Origin of the sequence: Pseudoalteromonas sp. NBT06-2, from assembly GCF_002276045.1 — a bacterium.
Classification (GTDB): domain Bacteria; phylum Pseudomonadota; class Gammaproteobacteria; order Enterobacterales; family Alteromonadaceae; genus Pseudoalteromonas.
This window is the reverse complement of record NZ_NQMR01000075.1, coordinates 1-17,629: the sequence shown is the minus strand read 5'-3', so window position 1 is coordinate 17,629 and position 17,629 is coordinate 1. Positions and strand designations below refer to the sequence as shown.

At 36.9% G+C, this 17,629-nt stretch carries 12 protein-coding genes; 11 read left to right on the top strand and 1 reads right to left on the bottom strand.

Annotation, left to right across the window (positions count from 1 at the left end):
* Positions 1-25: 25 nt before the first annotated feature.
* The 11 genes from CJF42_RS15030 to CJF42_RS14975 all read left to right on the top strand — a co-directional run bounded on the left by CJF42_RS15030 (position 26) and on the right by CJF42_RS14975 (position 17,271).
* Positions 26-2,311 carry a TonB-dependent receptor gene (locus CJF42_RS15030; protein WP_095367479.1) on the top strand — a complete coding sequence of 762 codons (2,286 nt, stop codon included), beginning with the start codon at positions 26-28 and terminating at the stop codon, positions 2,309-2,311.
* Between the two features lie 682 nt (positions 2,312-2,993).
* Positions 2,994-4,559 (top strand): long-chain-fatty-acid--CoA ligase, encoded by a 1,566-nt coding sequence (locus tag CJF42_RS15025; protein ID WP_095367478.1) that lies wholly within the window; start codon positions 2,994-2,996, stop codon positions 4,557-4,559.
* 91 nt (positions 4,560-4,650) lie between these two features.
* On the top strand, positions 4,651-5,421 hold the full coding sequence (locus CJF42_RS15020; RefSeq protein WP_095367477.1) for an enoyl-CoA hydratase/isomerase family protein: 771 nt from the start codon (positions 4,651-4,653) through the stop codon (positions 5,419-5,421).
* A gap of 658 nt (positions 5,422-6,079) precedes the next feature.
* On the top strand, positions 6,080-7,000 hold the full coding sequence (locus CJF42_RS15015) for an SDR family oxidoreductase (RefSeq protein ID WP_212668827.1): 921 nt from the start codon (positions 6,080-6,082) through the stop codon (positions 6,998-7,000).
* A gap of 24 nt (positions 7,001-7,024) precedes the next feature.
* The gene (locus CJF42_RS15010; RefSeq protein WP_095367475.1) at positions 7,025-8,203 is read left to right on the top strand and encodes a lipid-transfer protein; all 1,179 of its coding nucleotides are present in this window, start codon (positions 7,025-7,027) and stop codon (positions 8,201-8,203) included.
* A 15-nt stretch (positions 8,204-8,218) separates the two neighbouring features.
* On the top strand, positions 8,219-8,677 hold the full coding sequence (locus tag CJF42_RS15005) for a MaoC family dehydratase N-terminal domain-containing protein (RefSeq protein WP_095367474.1): 459 nt from the start codon (positions 8,219-8,221) through the stop codon (positions 8,675-8,677).
* A 2-nt stretch (positions 8,678-8,679) separates the two neighbouring features.
* Positions 8,680-9,081: a MaoC family dehydratase gene (locus tag CJF42_RS15000; protein WP_095367473.1), complete on the top strand. Its 402-nt coding sequence runs from the start codon at positions 8,680-8,682 to the stop codon at positions 9,079-9,081.
* 94 nt (positions 9,082-9,175) lie between these two features.
* A complete protein-coding gene (locus CJF42_RS14995) occupies positions 9,176-10,282 on the top strand; it encodes an acyl-CoA dehydrogenase family protein (protein ID WP_252097621.1) in 1,107 nt (368 codons plus the stop codon).
* Positions 10,283-11,555: 1,273 nt separating this feature from the next.
* Positions 11,556-12,686: an NAD(P)-dependent alcohol dehydrogenase gene (locus tag CJF42_RS14985; protein ID WP_095367470.1), complete on the top strand. Its 1,131-nt coding sequence runs from the start codon at positions 11,556-11,558 to the stop codon at positions 12,684-12,686.
* Between the two features lie 269 nt (positions 12,687-12,955).
* A complete protein-coding gene (locus tag CJF42_RS14980) occupies positions 12,956-14,371 on the top strand; it encodes an FAD-dependent oxidoreductase (RefSeq protein WP_095367469.1) in 1,416 nt (471 codons plus the stop codon).
* A 137-nt stretch (positions 14,372-14,508) separates the two neighbouring features.
* Positions 14,509-17,271 (top strand): winged helix-turn-helix domain-containing protein, encoded by a 2,763-nt coding sequence (locus CJF42_RS14975; RefSeq protein WP_095367468.1) that lies wholly within the window; start codon positions 14,509-14,511, stop codon positions 17,269-17,271.
* Positions 17,272-17,326: 55 nt separating this feature from the next.
* Here the strand turns inward: CJF42_RS14975 and CJF42_RS14970 are convergent.
* The coding region (locus CJF42_RS14970) for a hypothetical protein (RefSeq protein WP_212668825.1) at positions 17,327-17,629 on the bottom strand (303 nt) is incomplete at its 5' end.

Below are 17,629 nucleotides of genomic sequence, written 5' to 3'. Positions count from 1 at the left end.
AGAGTGAAAAAAGGTTAAACCCGAAATGAAAGCAATGAAAAAGACAACCTTAGCAGTATTGATCAATACTACTTTGTTTTCTGCTGCCAGTTATGCAGCTGACGCTGAAACGCAAAATCAAGTAAAAGCTAATCAATTAGAAGTTATCTCAGTCACAGCACGTAAACGCGTTGAAAATGCACAAGAAATTCCAGTATCAGTTTCTGCATTACAAGGTGATAACTTAGATGCATATAGCTCTGCAGGTATGGATATTCGTTTTATGAATGCCAAAATTCCAAGCTTAGCTGTTGAGTCTTCTTTTGGCCGTAGTTTTCCGCGTTTTTATGTTCGTGGTTTAGGTAATACCGATTTCGATTTAAATGCATCACAACCTGTCTCTTTAGTTGTTGATGAAGTTGTTCAAGAAAACCCAATTTTAAAAGGTTTCCCTGTATTTGATATGGCGCGTGTAGAAGTTTTACGTGGTCCACAGGGGACTTTATTTGGTCGTAATACACCTGCTGGTTTAGTTAAGTTTGATTCAGTAAAACCATCTGAAGATACAAGTGGTTATGCTGCTTTATCTTACGGTACTTTAGGTGCAATCGATTTTGAAGGTGCTGTTGGTACTTCGCTAACTGATAATTTATCAGTTCGAATTTCTGGTCTTCATCAAACAAAAGATGATTATATTGATAACCGTGCTGAAGGCTTTGAGCAAGATGACGTTTTAGGTGGTTACGAAGAAAACGCAACGCGTATTCAGTTTTTATATGAAGCAAATGATTTCTCGGCTTTATTAAACTACCATTACCGTGATTTAGATGGTACGCCAATTGTATTCCATACAAATATCGCTAAGCCTGGCACTAACCAAATCCGTGATGACTTTGATGCTGACGTGGTCTATCAAGATGCAGCTCAGTTTGCTACACAACAAGTAACAACACAGGGCGCTAACTTAAAGCTTGAATGGGATTTAAGTGATGTACATACTTTAACTGCAATTACAGCATGGGAAAGCGCAGAGATTTATTCTCGTGCCGATGTTGATGGTGGTTACTTAGGTAATCCACTTGAAGATTCAAATGCCGTTTGGTGGGGCGCTCAATCTGCTGATGCCATACCAGATCACAACCAATATACGCAAGAACTTCGTTTATCTAGTAATTTAAATGGTCCATTAAATTACCAAACCGGTGTATTTTATTACTACGAAGATTTAACGATTGATTCTTATGATTTTTTAACTGGCCAAAACCCTGACTTTCCTAATTTAAGCCATGGTGATGAAAAAGGTTATTCGACTCAAGATCAACAAACTACTGCCTATGCGGTATTTGGTTCTGTAGATTATGATGTATCTGAAGACTTATCTATGACTGTGGGTATTCGTTATTCTCATGATGAAAAAGACTTCACTGCAAGGTTAATAAATCACCCATTTTCAAATACCGATAAAGAAGAAACTAACTTTAAAGAATCAGCAAACCCAAGTGATAGTCATGTTAGCTGGGATGTAAGCGGTGTTTATAAACTGAATGACGATGTTAACGTTTTTGCACGTTTAGCTAATAGCTTCCGTGCACCAAGTGTTCAAGGTCGTATTTTATACGATCAAAAGGTAAGTATTGCCGATTCAGAAACTATCAATTCATTTGAAACTGGTATTAAATCTGATGTATTCGATGGCCGTGGTCGTGTAAATGCCACTGTTTATTACTTTGAGATGCAAGATCAGCAATTAACAGCTGTTGGTGGTGGCGCTAACTCAAATACCTTGCTAAATGCAGATAAAACGACTGGCTATGGATTTGAACTAGATACACAATGGATATTAACTGATGAAATCAATGCATCATTTAATATCAGTTATAACAGCACAGAAATTCAAGATCAAAGCTTATCTGTTGCAACTTGTGGTTCAGGTACTTGTACTGTGACTAATGCATTAAATGCAGATGGCAGAGCTAATATTGATAGCAATAGCTTACCTAACTCACCTGAGTGGATTGCTAACTTTACCTTACGTTATGCAACTGAAGTAGCCGATGGCGAATTTTTTGCTTACACAGATTGGTCTTACCGTAGCGACATTAACTTCTTCTTATATCATGCTGAAGAATTTAACGGTAAAGCATTACTTGAAGGTGGGTTCCGTACAGGCTACAACTGGGAAAGTGGTAATAACGAATACCAAGTATCAGCCTTTATACGTAACTTAGCTGATGAACAAGTGATCATCGGTGGTGTAGACTTCAACAATAACTCAGGTATGGTTAATGAACCTCGCTATGTTGGTGCTGAATTTAAAGTTAACTTCTTTTAATTAAGATTTTATTTACATAAACTTTAAAGAAAAACCCGCTGACTAGCGGGTTTTTTATGATATATGTGATAAATAAATGAGTGTGTATTTAATAACCGCTGTCATTACCACCTAATAAACCAGTACGTGTATTCATAAGTATACTCCAGATAATTTACCCTGAAATTCTACTTATAATTTTGTTACTCTACAGACCAGTCCTTACACGACAACCCTATAAATGCTCTGAACAGTAAAGAATACAATAAAGTCATTTCAATTTCTCAACGTGAAGTTTGAAAAATCAATATTTAATCTTGATTGAAATTACCGAAAGCAGACATTCAATTCAAATGATTTTTGTGTTCTAAAGCTTTAATAGTTTTATGGCAAAGTGAAAGATCTTTATGTACCTCGTAATAATCAAACCATAAAAGATCTCTATAAATCACACGGCTAACTATAACCGCTATAAAAACAAACTTTAGTTTGTTCATTATTTCCCTCTAGCTAGGCAAGCTATCTACTATTATAAATTTGTTTTGTACGTCTGTTTTATTGATGTGCTGTAGCAAAAAAATATCGATACATTGCTTAATGCTTATTTAAAATTGAAGCGAAAAGAGCAATGTTCTTGCTAGGCTGATTGTGATCTGAACAAGGTTTTACAGCCTTCAGTTTAAAACAAAAAAGGCGTTATAAAATGAACCTAACACAGCTTTTACACCGTAATGTATTGCTTCGACCTGAGCAAGAAGCTATATGTTATCAAAATCAATCTTTGACTTACCGTGAGCTGACGAAGCGAGTCGCATGCTTGGCTGGTGGTCTACGAAATATTGGCCTTAAAGAAGGAGAATGCTTACCTTTATTATCAATGAACTCTTGCCGCTATTTAGAATATATATTTGCAATCCCTTGGGCTGCAGGTGTGTATAATTTAATCAACACTCGCTGGAGTATTGCTGAAATTGCCTATTCATTAGTTGATTCAGGTGCTCGATTTCTTGTTGTTGATGACACTTTTTCGCCAATAGTTACAGAAATAAAAAAGAAAGTACCACTGTTAGAATGTGTAATTTATGCTGGGGATAATGAATGTCCTGAAGGTATGGTCAGTTATGAAGGTTTGATGGCAGAATCAGATCCGATTGAGGATATGTATCGCAATGGCGATGATCTTGCTGGAATTTTTTATACAGGCGGCACAACAGGTTCGCCTAAGGGCGTTATGTTAAGTCATACCAATTTAATGGTATTTGCAATTACAGGTGCTCAAATGACTGGATTGTCTAATGAGCCTCGTTGGTTAAATTGTGCTCCACTGTTTCATATAGCTGGCCTTGGCATGTTGTTGATGTCTTTTCTTTTGGGTGGCAGTCAAATTATATTATCTGCGTTTATTCCTGCTAAGGTAATGAAAATTATTCAAGAAAAGCGTGTAAGCGATATGTTACTTATACCTACCATGTTGCAAATGTTGATGGATGATCCTGCTTTCAATAAAGATAATTTTAATAGTGTACAAAACATTATTTATGGTGCTTCTCCTATGCCTCTGGGGACGATTAAAAAAGCATTGGAAGAATTACCTAAAGTTGGTTTTGTTCAAGGTTATGGTATGACTGAGTGTGGCTTAATTTCTATTTCATCGAAAAGCCATCACATTTATGAAGCAATTGAATCAGGAAAAATAAGAAGTGCTGGCATTCCAGGGATTGTCCAACAAGTTCGTATAGTAGATGGGCAAGGCTGCTCGGTACCAGCTGGAACGGTTGGGGAAATTACGGTTCGTGGGCCAAATGTTATGGCGGGTTACTGGGGAAAACCAGAATTGACGCAAAAAACTATTATTAATGGCTGGCTTCACACTGGAGATGGAGGATATATCGATGAACAAGGAGATATCTTTGTTGTTGATCGTGTCAAAGATATGATCATCTCTGGCGGAGAAAATATCTATTCATCTGAAGTGGAAACAATTGTTTCACAACACCCAAATGTTGCTCAATGTGCGGTAATAGGTATTCCCTCTACTGAGTGGGGAGAAACAGTTCACGTTGTTATCGTACCAGATCCTAATATTGAAAAGGATGATAGCTTGACAATCGAAAAATTACGCCGTTTTTGTAAAGAGTATATTGCAGGATATAAATGTCCTAGGTCTTTTGCTTTCATTGATGCTTTGCCTATTTCTGGTGCAGGTAAAATACTTAAAACTGAGTTACGTAAACCTTATTGGAAAGATTGTGAAGTTCAGGTGTCTTGAACGCGTCAATAATTTACTTGAATCGACTGTTTAGCCTGCTGATAAAAGCTCATGTTAAAAATAAAAATCATAATTAAAGAGGATATTTTAAATGGCACAACTTAATAAGGTAATTGGTTTTGAGCGTCACCCTAACGGTGTCGCTGTTTTGTCTATGCTTAAGAACAAAACACTTAACGCGCTTGATGTTAATCTAATGGTTGCATTGTTAGCAAAACTTAAGGAGGTAGAAAGTGACGATGATGTTCACGTAGTTATACTTACTGGTGTTGGTCGAGGCTTTTGTTCGGGTGCCGACTTGACCGGAGGTTTATTACAAGAAAACGCAGATAAACTGGAAGATTGGATTAGGCAATACGCTAACCCGATTGTAACGTTTATACAATCAATGTCCAAAATGGTAATCGCTGCTGTTAATGGTGTTGCTGCTGGTGCAGGCGTTAGTCTTGCGCTGGCCTGCGATATTATTTTTTCTGCTGAATCTGCTCGTTATTTTCTTAGTTTTGCTAAAATTGGTATGGCTATGGACATGGGCGCATCATGGATGCTTAACCGAAGAATAGGATCTATGCGCACGGCTGCATTAACCATGTCAGCTGACTTTCTTAATGCGGAAAAATCGCAACAATGGGGACTTACATACGAAGTAGTAATTGATGATAATTTAATGACAAGAACGTTAGAATTTGCTGGTCAAATTGCCTGCCAGTCAATTCCAGCTCTGAAGGCACTTAAAGCTCAGATAAAATTTGCAGACACTGCTACATTATCAGAATCTCTTGAGTACGAAGCTCAAATTCAGGGAGCGCTAGTGCAAACTGATCAAGCTCAACAACTCATTAAAAAGTTTTCAGAGCACTAAGATACTAATATGATTATATGTTAACCAATTGGTCTTCTGTATGAAGGAGTGTCAGTCACTCTAGCTGAAACCTTGGGCAGTATAGCGGGTACTTGTGCGGTCAAAAAAAGAGTGTGTGGACTTGAGGTAAATACCCATTAATACTAGCAACGCGATTCAAGTTTGGAGTATTCATATTAACAATAACGATGGCAAATTTGCTTATAGCTCAGATATTCTATTAGCTTTTATAGAATCTAAATCTTGAAAAGCTCCCTGTCATAGAACATCTTTTTGAAAAACTCAATTAATGTAGGAATTAAATCGTAATTACTATTCTAGTAAACTTATTTTCTCTGCATAAAACTATTTTTGTAAATTTACGATATATTCCAGATAAAAATAATTTATTTAAAATCAGTTGAATATAGCCAGTAAAAATAACCTGCTAGTTAAAGTTAGTGCAGAGAACCAACGAAAGTTTGTTGTTTGAGTTTATCAGATGAACGAAAATCTTTGTTGAAAATACTTAGTTAATTAAAACTTGCTCCTTAATGCTTTTAAACAAGTAGTACGAAATTAAATATGATTTTCAATCATTGTCTCTCAGTAAAGTTATAGCTGAAACTAGATAAGTTTAATAATGAATAACTCAGTTAGTAATAAGAGGAAGAGAAAAGTGACTAATATCCGTTTTGATAAAAAAGTTGTAATTGTAACTGGTGCCGGCGGAGGCTTAGGCCGTGCGTATGCACTTGAATTTGCCAAGCGCGGTGCGTCTATTGTAGTAAATGATCTTGGTGGTACGGGTAATGGTGAAGGATCAAACTCAGCGGCTGCAGATAAAGTGGTCGATGAAATCAAGGAATTTGGTGGCCAAGCTGTCGCTAACTATGATTCTGTGGAAAATGGAGAAAGTATCGTAAAAACAGCAATTGATAACTACGGTCGTGTAGATGTTTTGATCAATAATGCCGGTATTTTACGTGATGCTAGTTTTGCCAAAATGCAAGATAGCGACTGGGACTTAATCTATAGAGTGCATGTTGACGGCGCTTATAAAGTAACTAAAGCTGCATGGCCATATATGCAAAAACAAAGTTTTGGTCGCATTATATTTACCACCTCAGCAGCAGGCATTTATGGCAACTTTGGTCAAGCGAACTACAGTTCTGCTAAATCGGCATTGACTGGTTTGGGCCGCACGCTAGCGATTGAAGGCGGACGTAAGAATATTTTATCAAACATTATCGCTCCTATCGCTGGTTCTAGATTAACTGAAACCATTTGGCCAGAAGAAGTATTGAAAGCAACAAGTCCAAATTTTGTCGTGCCTTTAGTAGTAAAGCTGTGTGCACAAGACAGTACCGAAAATGGTTCTTTAATTGAAGTTGGCGCTGGCTGGTTTAGCAAGCTTAGATATCAGCGTTCACAAGGCCTTGCATTAGGTACAAAAAAAACAATAAGCGCCGAACAAGTTGCGCAACAATGGAACAAAATTTGTGATTTTACCGATGCAGATGTGGCTGATTCAATTGTTGATACATTCAACGCCGTTAGTAAATATGTTGGTATTGACCTTTTGAATGCCAAGAAATAAAAAAATTTTTTTAGGGTATATAAAATGAAAAATGTACGCATCGCTGGTGTTGGGATGATTAAGTTTACCAAACCTGGAAAACAAGAACCTTATCGTGTAATGGCGTCTAAAGCTATAAAGCTAGCGCTTACTGATGCCGGTATTAACTACGATAAAGTACAACAGGCTTACGCTAGCTACATATATGGTGACAGTACTTGTGGCCAACACGGTCTTTATGATGTTGGTCAAACAGGTATTCCACTGATCAATGTTAATAATAACTGTTCTTCTGGTTCGACTGCGTTGTTTCTAGCTCGTCAAGCGGTTGCTTCTGGCGCTGTTGAATGCGCGCTAGCGTTTGGTTTTGAAGAAATGCAAGCAGGTGCATTAGGCAGTCATTGGGAAGATCGTGAATCACCTTTTTCTAGTATGCTTGGAGCGTTAGAAAAAGCGGCACCTAGATCACCTAAAGGCCCGTTAGCCTTAAGATTATTCGGGCAAGCGGGTACTCATTACATTGAAAAATACGGTGCTAATCCAAATATTTTCGGTAAAGTTTCTGTGAAAACGCGAAGCCATGCAGTGAGAAATCCTTATTCACTTTTTAATAATCCATTGACGCTTGAAGAAGTCATGGCGGCTCCTGTTATCTTTGCCCCCTACTTAACCAGACTTATGGCATGTCCTCCAACGTGTGGTGCAGCAGCAGTTATCATTTGTAGTCCTGCATTTGCTAAAAAACATAGTATAGCGGCCGGAGTTGAAATTATTGGTCAGTCGATGGCAACCGATTTAGCTGATACTTGGAATAACCCAATCGATTTGATCGGTGCCAAAATGACAGCCAAAGCTGCTCAAGAAACATACGAACAAGCTGGTGTGGGTCCAAACGATGTTCAAGTTGTTGAACTGCATGACTGCTTTACTCCTAATGAAGTGATCACTTATGAAGGGCTAGGTTTATGTGGCGAAGGAGAGGCGGAGAAGTTTATAAACGATGCTGATAATACTTATGGCGGTAAATTCGTTGTTAACCCTTCAGGTGGATTAATGTCGAAAGGTCATCCAATAGGGGCTTCTGGTTTAGCACAGGCCACTGAACTGGTTTGGCATTTACGTGGTACAGCTGGTGATAGACAGGTACCCGGTGCGCGTGTGGCATTACAACATAATTTAGGACTAGGTGGTGCAGCAGTTGTGACCATGTATCGTAAAGTATAAAAGAAGGATTACATTATGTTAGATCGTAGTAAGGTTGGTCATGAATTTGACTCATTTAATGTTGATATTGAGAAGGGTAAACTGAAATTTTTCGCAAAGGCGATAGGTGAAACCAATCTTGTGTATTCTTCTGAATCGGCTGCACGTGATGCTGGTTATAAAACGATACCAGCAGCACCTACCATTCCATTTATTCTGGATATGGAAGGACCAGAATTATTACCCGTATTAAACCTTTTGGATATGGATATTAGTCGACTTTTACATGGTAATCAGGATTTTGAATACTTAGGCATGATTTACTCGGGTGATAACATCACAGTAACCTCCAAGATTAAAGATATGTTTGATAAAAAATCTGGCGCGCTAGAATTTATTGTGTTGGAAAACACGTACACAAATCAAAATAGTGACTTGGTTGCAAAGGCAACTAACACTCTGGTTTATCGAAATCCAAAAGTTAAAGGAAGATAATAATGTCTGATATTACAGTAGGAACTGAAATTCCATCATTAACATTACCGCCGATCTCTCGTTTTACCTTAGCGCTTTACGCTGGCGCTTCTGGAGACCATAACCCGATACATATTGATAGTGATTTTGCTAAAAAAGCAGGTATGGCTGATGTATTCGCACATGGCATGTTATCTATGGCTTATTTGGGCCGAATTCTGACTAACTGGAAGCCTCAGTCACAGCTACGTAAGTTTAGTAACCGCTTTAACGCGATCACTCAATTGCATACTGTGATTACTTGCAGTGGCAAGGTAATTGAGTTATTCGAAGAGAGTGGCGAGCAACGTGCTCGATTAGAACTTGTAGCGGTAACACAAGATAACACTCAAACATTAATAGGTGAAGCTGTTATTGCCTTATAAAGACAGTAACACCATTAACTTACGTTATATATTTAAGCCTAATTTAAATTAAGGAGTAATGATGAAACGTTATTGTTACGAGCATGAGCATTTGATGTTCCAAGAGGCGTTCAGAGCGTTTCTACAGAAAGAAGTAGTTCCTTTTCAAGATGAATGGAGAGAAGCAGGGATTGTGCCTAGAGAAGTCTATTTAAAGGCGGGTGAAAACGGATTTTTGGTTCCTCAAGCACCAGAATATCTTGGCGGTCTCGGTATTAATGATTTTCGTTTTCAGCAGATTGTTGCTGAAGAGATTGGTAGATGTGGTGAAACAGGGTTTATGCCTCAACTTCACAGTACCATTATCGCCCCGTATATTTTAAATCATGGCAGTGATTATCTTAAAGAAAAATATATTCCTAAGACAATCACCGGTGAATGCATTCTATCTGTAGCAATGACCGAACCTGATGCCGGTAGTGATTTGGCTGGTTTACGTTCTAATGCGGTAGATAAAGGTGATCATTATCTATTAAATGGTAATAAAACCTATATCTCTAATGGTATTTGTGGCGACATCTATATTGTTGCTGCACGGACTAATCCTGAACAGCCTAGAGCACTTAGTTTGTTTGTTGTTGAAAGTGATTGGCAAGGAGTTCGAGTCGGTGCAAATCTAAAAAAAATGGGCATGAAATCTCAAGATACTATCGAACTGTTTTTAGATAATGTCAAAATACCCAAAGAAAATTTGATAGGTAAAGAGCACCAAGGCTTTAACTATTTAATGGATGGATTAGCTGAAGAACGTTTAATTTGCGCTGCTTGGAACACGGGCTCTGCAGAATATGCTTTTAACTTAACTAAGGACTTTGTGATTGATCGAAAAGTGTTTGGTAAGCCGCTTTCATACATGCAAAATACACAGTTCAAAATGGCAGAATTGCGAGCTCGAATAGATATGGCGCAGGCTTTTATTGATACCATAGTCGCCAATACTAATCGTGGAGATAATGATTCTGTTGCGGCCTCAGAAGCAAAATTACTGACCAGTGAGCTTTTATGTGATACTGCCGATGAGGGTGTTCAATTACATGGCGGCGCGGGATATATGGACGAATACCCAATCTCACGCGTCTTTACAGATGCGCGAATTACTCGAATATTTGCAGGAACCTCAGAAATTATGAAGTTGATCATTGCTCGATCTATTTTTGAATAATCCATTATTTATTTGCAAACTTTATTTACGGGTTAATTAATAGGTAATCCGTATTTTATTGAAAAGTAATAAAGTGAAACCTTTCTATAAAGCGTTTTCTATTAACCTATTTTTTACAGAAAACTATGTAAATTCAGCTTCAAAATCTATTAGTAATAATCTTTAGGTTTAGTACTTTCTTTGTAGAATATTAATAATTATAAGTTAAGATTAAACTGTTAGATTTTCTGAGGTTTGTATAGGCAATATCTTGTGTTACGAACTCCCCACTAGTAAATAAAAGACCTTCTTGCGTAGAAGTTATATTATGAACAGGAGTTATAAATAGCATGTTGTATCCATTTATTTCATCACCTCCTTTAAAGCTTCTATTACCATCATCAATCAAAAAGCTAGGGAGATCGCCACCGCCATTATCGAGGATAGTGTTATCAATGCTTTCTAGTCGCCACTGAGCGTCGTAAGTTAAAGTAGTATCTAAGTCTATGTAACCCCATTATCTAACGTCAACGTCAACTCCAACGCATTCGCTTGGTTAATAGTTACAGCTGGTAAATAACTAGCCATAACAGGCTGGTGTATATACCCAAACCACTTCAAGATGCAGGGTTCAGTTGGAGTTATAAACGCTTTAGACAAGGCATTAATTGCAGAGAATGGTTACTCCCTTTTGAAAATTAATAACGCAGCATAAAGCGTTTATAAACCAACCCTGCGGGGAGTACTGAAACTCGCACTTTGAAGTGGCTTGGGTATAAGTCCAGCTAAAGATGGCTTTTTGATACGTGCTTTAACGATAGTTTTTTCGAGAATATTCATAGTTATCTTCTACCTGTAGTTTTTATTATTTAGTCTACTTAAACAGAAAATTAAATTTTTTAGTTATTGTGCATTACCAACATATTCATTTATTTTGAATCCTATCCTGAACAGTAAAAATTACAGTTATTCAAATTTTGAGTGCATAGGATAACATCACCCTAAAGGATACTTTTTTACTTGAATAGCCAACCAAAGTTGGGGAAATTAAAAATGATGGATTTGCAAAATAAAAGTAGATTAATTTTTTAAATGAATTAATTACTTAGGGAAAACCAACGAAAGTTGGTTGTATCGGCTTGTAAGCTTGGATAGGTTTTACAGTAAATGGCTATTGTCGTGATAACAACATTAAGTACTATTATCAGGACGTAGTAATAGCTGGTACCAGGGAGATATTCCTTATCCTAAATAATTACAGTCAGTTTGACTCAAACTATAGGTGCGATTAATTATGATTAGTAAAAATAATAAATATGAAGCGACAGCAGCAATTGCCCGAGGCTCTTCTGAGCCATTAACATTTGAAAAAATCACATTGCAACCTCTTAGAGAAGATGAGGTATTGATAAAAATTGTTGCATCTGGTCTTTGTCATACCGATTTCGTTTGCATGCAACAGATTTTACCCGTCCCAATGCCTATCGTATTAGGACATGAAGGGGCTGGAGTGATTGTTGAAACAGGAAGAGCGGTAAAAGGTTTATCGCCAGGTGATCATGTTGTTTTATCGTTTAATTCCTGTGGTGAATGTCCGTCCTGTGAGCATGAATTGCCTTCTTATTGTTATAATTTTATGGCTAATAATTTTAGCGGTGGGCGTAGTGATGGTTCAGGTACTATGGAACAAAATGGCGAACAAGTGAATGCTAATTTTTTCGGTCAATCTTCCTTCGCAACAATGGCTATTGCCAATGTTCGAAATACAGTAAAAGTGAGCAAAGATCTACCGCTCGAAATGTTGGCACCATTAGGTTGTGGCATACAAACTGGTGCAGGAACGGTACTGAATTCACTATCTGTTACCGATGCTAATTCTATCGCTATTTTTGGTGGTGGTGCTGTTGGCTTAAGTGCTTTGATGGCTGCAAAATTGGTAGGCGCATCTCCAATCTTAGTTATTGAACCGTTCCACCACAGAAGAGTATTGGCGTTAGAACTTGGTGCCGATTATGTAATAGATCCTTTTTCGGTAGAAAATATTGTTGAAGAAATTAAAAATATTGTGGGTGGTGTCGACTTCAGTTTAGAGATGACTGGGTTTCCTGAAGTAGTCAAACAGTGTATCGACATACTAAAACCATTAGGAACTTGTGCTTTGGTTGGTGCAGCGCCAGCTGATGCCGAAGTAAATATTAATATTATGGAAATGCTCTCTACTGGAAAAAAAATTGTTGGCATAGTGGAAGGTGATTCCGATCCTAAGGTGTTTATTCCTCAATTAATTAAATATTATAATGAGGGGCGCTTTCCTTTTAATCGTCTTATTGATTACTTTCCATTCAACGCATTAAATGAAGCTGTTAAAGCTCAGGTAAGCGGACAAAGTATTAAGCCTGTGGTACATATGGAATATCTTTTATAGATAGTCTTAACTGCAAGTCTGTTTTCAAGCTGTTTTCTGAAACCTATCCATAATTATATCCAACTTTAGTTTGTTGTTTCATTATTTATCTTCAGACATGATTTTTATTAATTACAGTAGGTACATGTATCGCAGCACTGTGATTTATTGAGTTCTTCACTTTAATGGCTTGAGAAGTGATAACGTACCAGAGTATTAAAATTTAGGTCTTAGTGAAATAGCAAAAGAGCAACTAATTTATTAGGGTACTACAGATTTAGAGGTAAAATATGAGTTATAACGTTTTGGAATGTATGGTCTGTGGTTTTATCTACGATGAAGGCAAAGGATTACCCAAAGAAGGAATACCTGCGGGAACTCGTTGGGTAGATGTTCCTGAAAATTGGGAGTGTCCAGATTGTGGAGTCGGGAAGTCAGACTTTGAAATGGTAGCAATTAGCAGAATTGCAGTCGCAGTAAATGAACAAGTAATTGATAGTGTTAAACCTGAACCAGTAATTGAAACAGTGGTTGAAAAACCACCTGAAAGTGACTGGAATCGGAAGCCCGTGGTTATTATTGGAACAGGGTTGTCTGGTTACAATTTGGCACGTGAATTTAGAAAACAAGATCAAAAAACACCATTGATAATGGTGACCACGGATGATGGCCGTTTATATTCTAAACCGATGATGTCTGTAGCTTTTTCTAAGGGTAAACAACCTGATCAACTTGCAAGTGCTACAGCTGCGGATATGGCTGATGAATTACAAGCCGATATTAGAATTTTTAACAAAGTTACGGAAATATATTCCGATCGCCAATTATTAAGGGTTGATGGAGAAATTATTGAATACGGAAAACTGGTACTAGCAACAGGTGCTAAGTTTGTTGAATCTTCTATTTCGGGAGATGGTCTAAGTCGTGTTTATAATATAAATGACTTATTAGATTATACTCGTTTTCGTACTGCAATTGTTGGTAGAAAAAAAGTATTAATTATTGGCGCAGGCTTGATTGGTTCTGAGTATGCAAACGATTTGGTTAAGTCAGGCTATTCTATTGAAGTCGTCGAACCTATGTCTACTGTTCTAGGCACACTATTACCACAAGAAGCATCACTCGCAGTTCAAGAAAGCCTTGAAAAAGCGGGGGTGAAATACAATTTCGGTAGTGTTGTTGAAAAAATAGATAAAGCTGGGGGTGGAATAGAGGCGACTTTAGCCAATGGTAAAATTATTGAAGCAGATATTGTAATATCTGCTATTGGTGTGCGAGCAGACTTAACATTAGCCAATGTTGCTAATTTGAAAACAAACCAAGGTATATTAACCGACCGTTCATTACAAACGAGTGCAGAAAATATCTACGCGCTTGGTGACTGTGCTGAGGTTGATGGGAATTTATTATTTTATGTTTCACCCTTAATGGAAAGTGCAAGAGTGCTAGGAAAAGTACTCAGTGGTCAACAAGCACAAGTGAATTATGGTGTTATGCCTATTATGATAAAAACCACTTTGTGCCCAGTGGTTGTTGTACCGCCACCAAAATATTCTGATGGAGAATGGCTAGTTAAAGTGGATGGCTGTAATGTACATGCGCGCTTCATCACATCAGAAGGAAAGCAACTTGGATTTGCTCTAACCGGTGATGCGGTAGGGGAAAAAGATGTTTTAAGTTCAAAAACACAGCATATAATGGAATGAATTTTACTCAGTGGGATGGGGATGATAAATAATTATTGTTCCACTTTGGAAAAAGCAATATTTGAGCGTAAGATTTCTGTGCTCAAATATTACCTAGAATATAGTTGTAGCTAAATTTTTATTAAAGGTGGTTGCTCATGAGTAAAACTAGAAAAGATAGAATTGTACGTCAACCTGCCATTTTTGGAGGGAAGTTTCTAAAACCTAGAGTATTTGATAACTTTGTTCAAAGAGAAATTGTCACCACATTATCCATTAAGATTATTCAGGGAATTAAAGCCGCTTTAGTTGTGGCGCCAGCAGGTTATGGAAAATCTATACTTTTAGCGCAAACATCAGATGTTTTGACGAATAAAGATTATAATTGTTATTGGCTAAGTGTTGATAATAAGGATAATGATCCCCTACGTTTTTTATCTCATTTAATTACTTTGATATGCACACCAGTTCTGCATGAACGTCATTTTACTACACGCCATTTTGGCTCGGAACGTAAAGCGACGATTGATTATATTATCGCTGATATAGTTGCTGTTTTAGAAAGAAAAACATCTAAACACACCATATTTATAGATGATTATCATGCTATCAATAACCCTGAAGTTCATAGTATTCTTACTCGGTTAATTATTTACTCATCGGAGCAAATCGTTTTTGTTATTGCAAGTCGAAATAAACCTGATTTGACTCTGCATCCTGTTAAGATCTGCGGTGAGGTTTTTCAACTATCCAGGAAAGATTTGACCTTTGATTTGGATGAAACTGGAAAATTTCTTAATGCCTCAAAGCAATTAGGACTTAATAATAAATTTGTATTTGCATTGGCTAATAGAACAGAGGGCTGGGTTGCAGGATTACAACTGGCTTCGCTAGCTATGATAGGAAATGATGATTATGAAACATTTGTTAATGAATTTACTGGAACAGACAGAGATGTTACCGACTATCTCGGTGAAGTAATACTTGCACAGCAAAGTGATGAAATTAGGAGGTTTTTATTATTATCATCAGTATTAGAACGTATGTGTTCTGATCTTGTTAACTATGTCCTTAATATAGAGTTAGGACAGATGATGCTTGAACAGGTAGAAGATAGAAACTTATTTATTATTCCTTTGGATAGAACCCGTACTTGGTATCGTTATCACCACCTATTTGGTGATTTTCTTCGAAATGTCTTAAATAAAAAATATCCAAATATCGCAGAAAAAATTTGCCGACGAGCATGCACATGGTGTGTTGAACATGACCTGAATCACGAGGCTATTAATTATGCACTATCAGTAGAAAATTACGATTTAGCACTTGAACTCATAGGTCAAATTTCTGAGGACCTGATACTAGGATCTGGTGAAAATTGGACGCTAATGAATTGGATACAAAAATTGCCATGTGGGTTTGTATTGAATAAACCAAGAATTAGTCTCGCTTATATCTGGTCATTAGTATTTTCTCGACAATATTGTCTAGCACGAGAACAAGTTGATATGCTAAAACGATATTGTGAACAATATAAAGATAAGATCAAACCGGAAAAAATAATTCAAATAAGCAGTGGTATAAAATTACTGTTATGCCTTATGGAAACCGCCAGTGACAACTCAATTTATGCTAGGGAATTACTTAAAGAATGGATCCATGAAAATCCCTCTGCAACGAATCAAGAATTACTAATAACCCATGTACTCCAGACTTATAATTCATTATTTACACTTGAATTGAATGCGGCAGAAAATTCAGCGAAAAAGGCCATCGCATATGGGAAACAATGCTCTATTGGTTACTTGGTTTCTTGGACATATACAGTTTCGGGATTGGTAGATAGGATTCGGGGGAACTTGAATAAAGCAGCAGAGCAATATATTAAGGGGCTAAACTCTAACAACAAAGGTGCAAATGAATTTTCGTATATGGGCTCGTTAAATACCGTATTACTCGCTGAAGTTTATTTTGAGCAAAATGAGATAGATAAAGCTGAAGAGCTATTACACAATCGTTTTGAGTATATCAATAGTGAAGCTGTGGTGGAAGTCGCTTTTATCGGTTATAGAGTAATGGCTAGCTTACACTTTTTAAAAACAGGCCTTGATGAAGCTTTAGAAATTGTTCATTTAGGGCAAGAGTCAGCTGACCGGGCAGAATTACCGCGATTGAAAGCATTACTTAATGCATTGGAAATTCATTTTTTATTAAAATCTGGCCGAGGTAAAGATGCTCAAATAATTGCTAAAAATTGTGGTTTTGATGAATCACGGGCGCCGGCATTCGATCAAGATTCACGCCATGTTTTTCAAGAAATAAGAGAACAGGTTCGTGTAGAACTTAATCTGTATAATCATTTACCTAAAAAAGCGATGAGTATATTAAATACGCAGATTAAACTGTGTAAAGAGGTTGGACGATATCGTCATTTAATGAAACTCTTACTAAGCCGTGCCAAAGCATTTTACACTCTAAAGCTAACTGATGATGCGGTTACTGATTTATCACAGGCTTTAGAAATTGCCTCCAAAGGTGGTTTTTATCGATTATTTCTTGATGCTGGTGATGAAATACATCAACTGTTGCGTCTAATCGTGAAAGATTATATGAGTAAACAAACCGAATCTGTAATTGTGTTTTTAGGTAAAATAAATAAATTATTGTTTAAAGAAAATAATAAAAAACAAAGTGAAACCACACATGATATGTTAGCTGAAACTTTGCTTGAACCAATGACCAAGAGAGAAAGGCAAATGTTAGATTTTATTAAAACCGGAGAAACTAATAATGGTATAGCTGACCAGTTATTTATTTCAGAGCAAACGGTTAAATGGCATATACATCAACTTTATAAGAAACTGGGTGTAAAAAACAGAACAAGCGCTATAGTTAAAGCAAGATCTTTATCGCTGATATAATATTTTGTTTTTAATGATTAATACCAATTCATATGTAGGTTCTTAAGCTTACTTATTAACCATATGAATAATTATCAATCAAAGAAATAACACCAAATTGATAAAGTCCGTCCTTTAAATCCCGTTTAGGGTGGGCTCGTTTACATAGCTTGGAAATCACTTCAACGCACTGCTGCAACACATTTTCTACCTGAGCACCCTGACTTATTTTATTCAACATGAAAGACAACCAGTTTGGTGCTGTGCCTGTTGTTTTTTGAGTTGATATCCACAACGATTTCAATGCTTCAGTACTATAGGCCATCAACCTTTTTAATAACACAGTAATAAAACTAGAATAAATCAGCGTCCTTACAAT

Coding starts and splice junctions, on each gene's coding strand:
- CJF42_RS15030 (WP_095367479.1), top strand. CDS start 26: ATGAAAGCAATGAAAAAGACAACCTTAGCAGTATTGATCAATACTACT.
- CJF42_RS15025 (WP_095367478.1), top strand. CDS start 2,994: ATGAACCTAACACAGCTTTTACACCGTAATGTATTGCTTCGACCTGAG.
- CJF42_RS15020 (WP_095367477.1), top strand. CDS start 4,651: ATGGCACAACTTAATAAGGTAATTGGTTTTGAGCGTCACCCTAACGGT.
- CJF42_RS15010 (WP_095367475.1), top strand. CDS start 7,025: ATGAAAAATGTACGCATCGCTGGTGTTGGGATGATTAAGTTTACCAAA.
- CJF42_RS15005 (WP_095367474.1), top strand. CDS start 8,219: ATGTTAGATCGTAGTAAGGTTGGTCATGAATTTGACTCATTTAATGTT.
- CJF42_RS15000 (WP_095367473.1), top strand. CDS start 8,680: ATGTCTGATATTACAGTAGGAACTGAAATTCCATCATTAACATTACCG.
- CJF42_RS14995 (WP_252097621.1), top strand. CDS start 9,176: ATGTTCCAAGAGGCGTTCAGAGCGTTTCTACAGAAAGAAGTAGTTCCT.
- CJF42_RS14985 (WP_095367470.1), top strand. CDS start 11,556: ATGATTAGTAAAAATAATAAATATGAAGCGACAGCAGCAATTGCCCGA.
- CJF42_RS14980 (WP_095367469.1), top strand. CDS start 12,956: ATGAGTTATAACGTTTTGGAATGTATGGTCTGTGGTTTTATCTACGAT.
- CJF42_RS14975 (WP_095367468.1), top strand. CDS start 14,509: ATGAGTAAAACTAGAAAAGATAGAATTGTACGTCAACCTGCCATTTTT.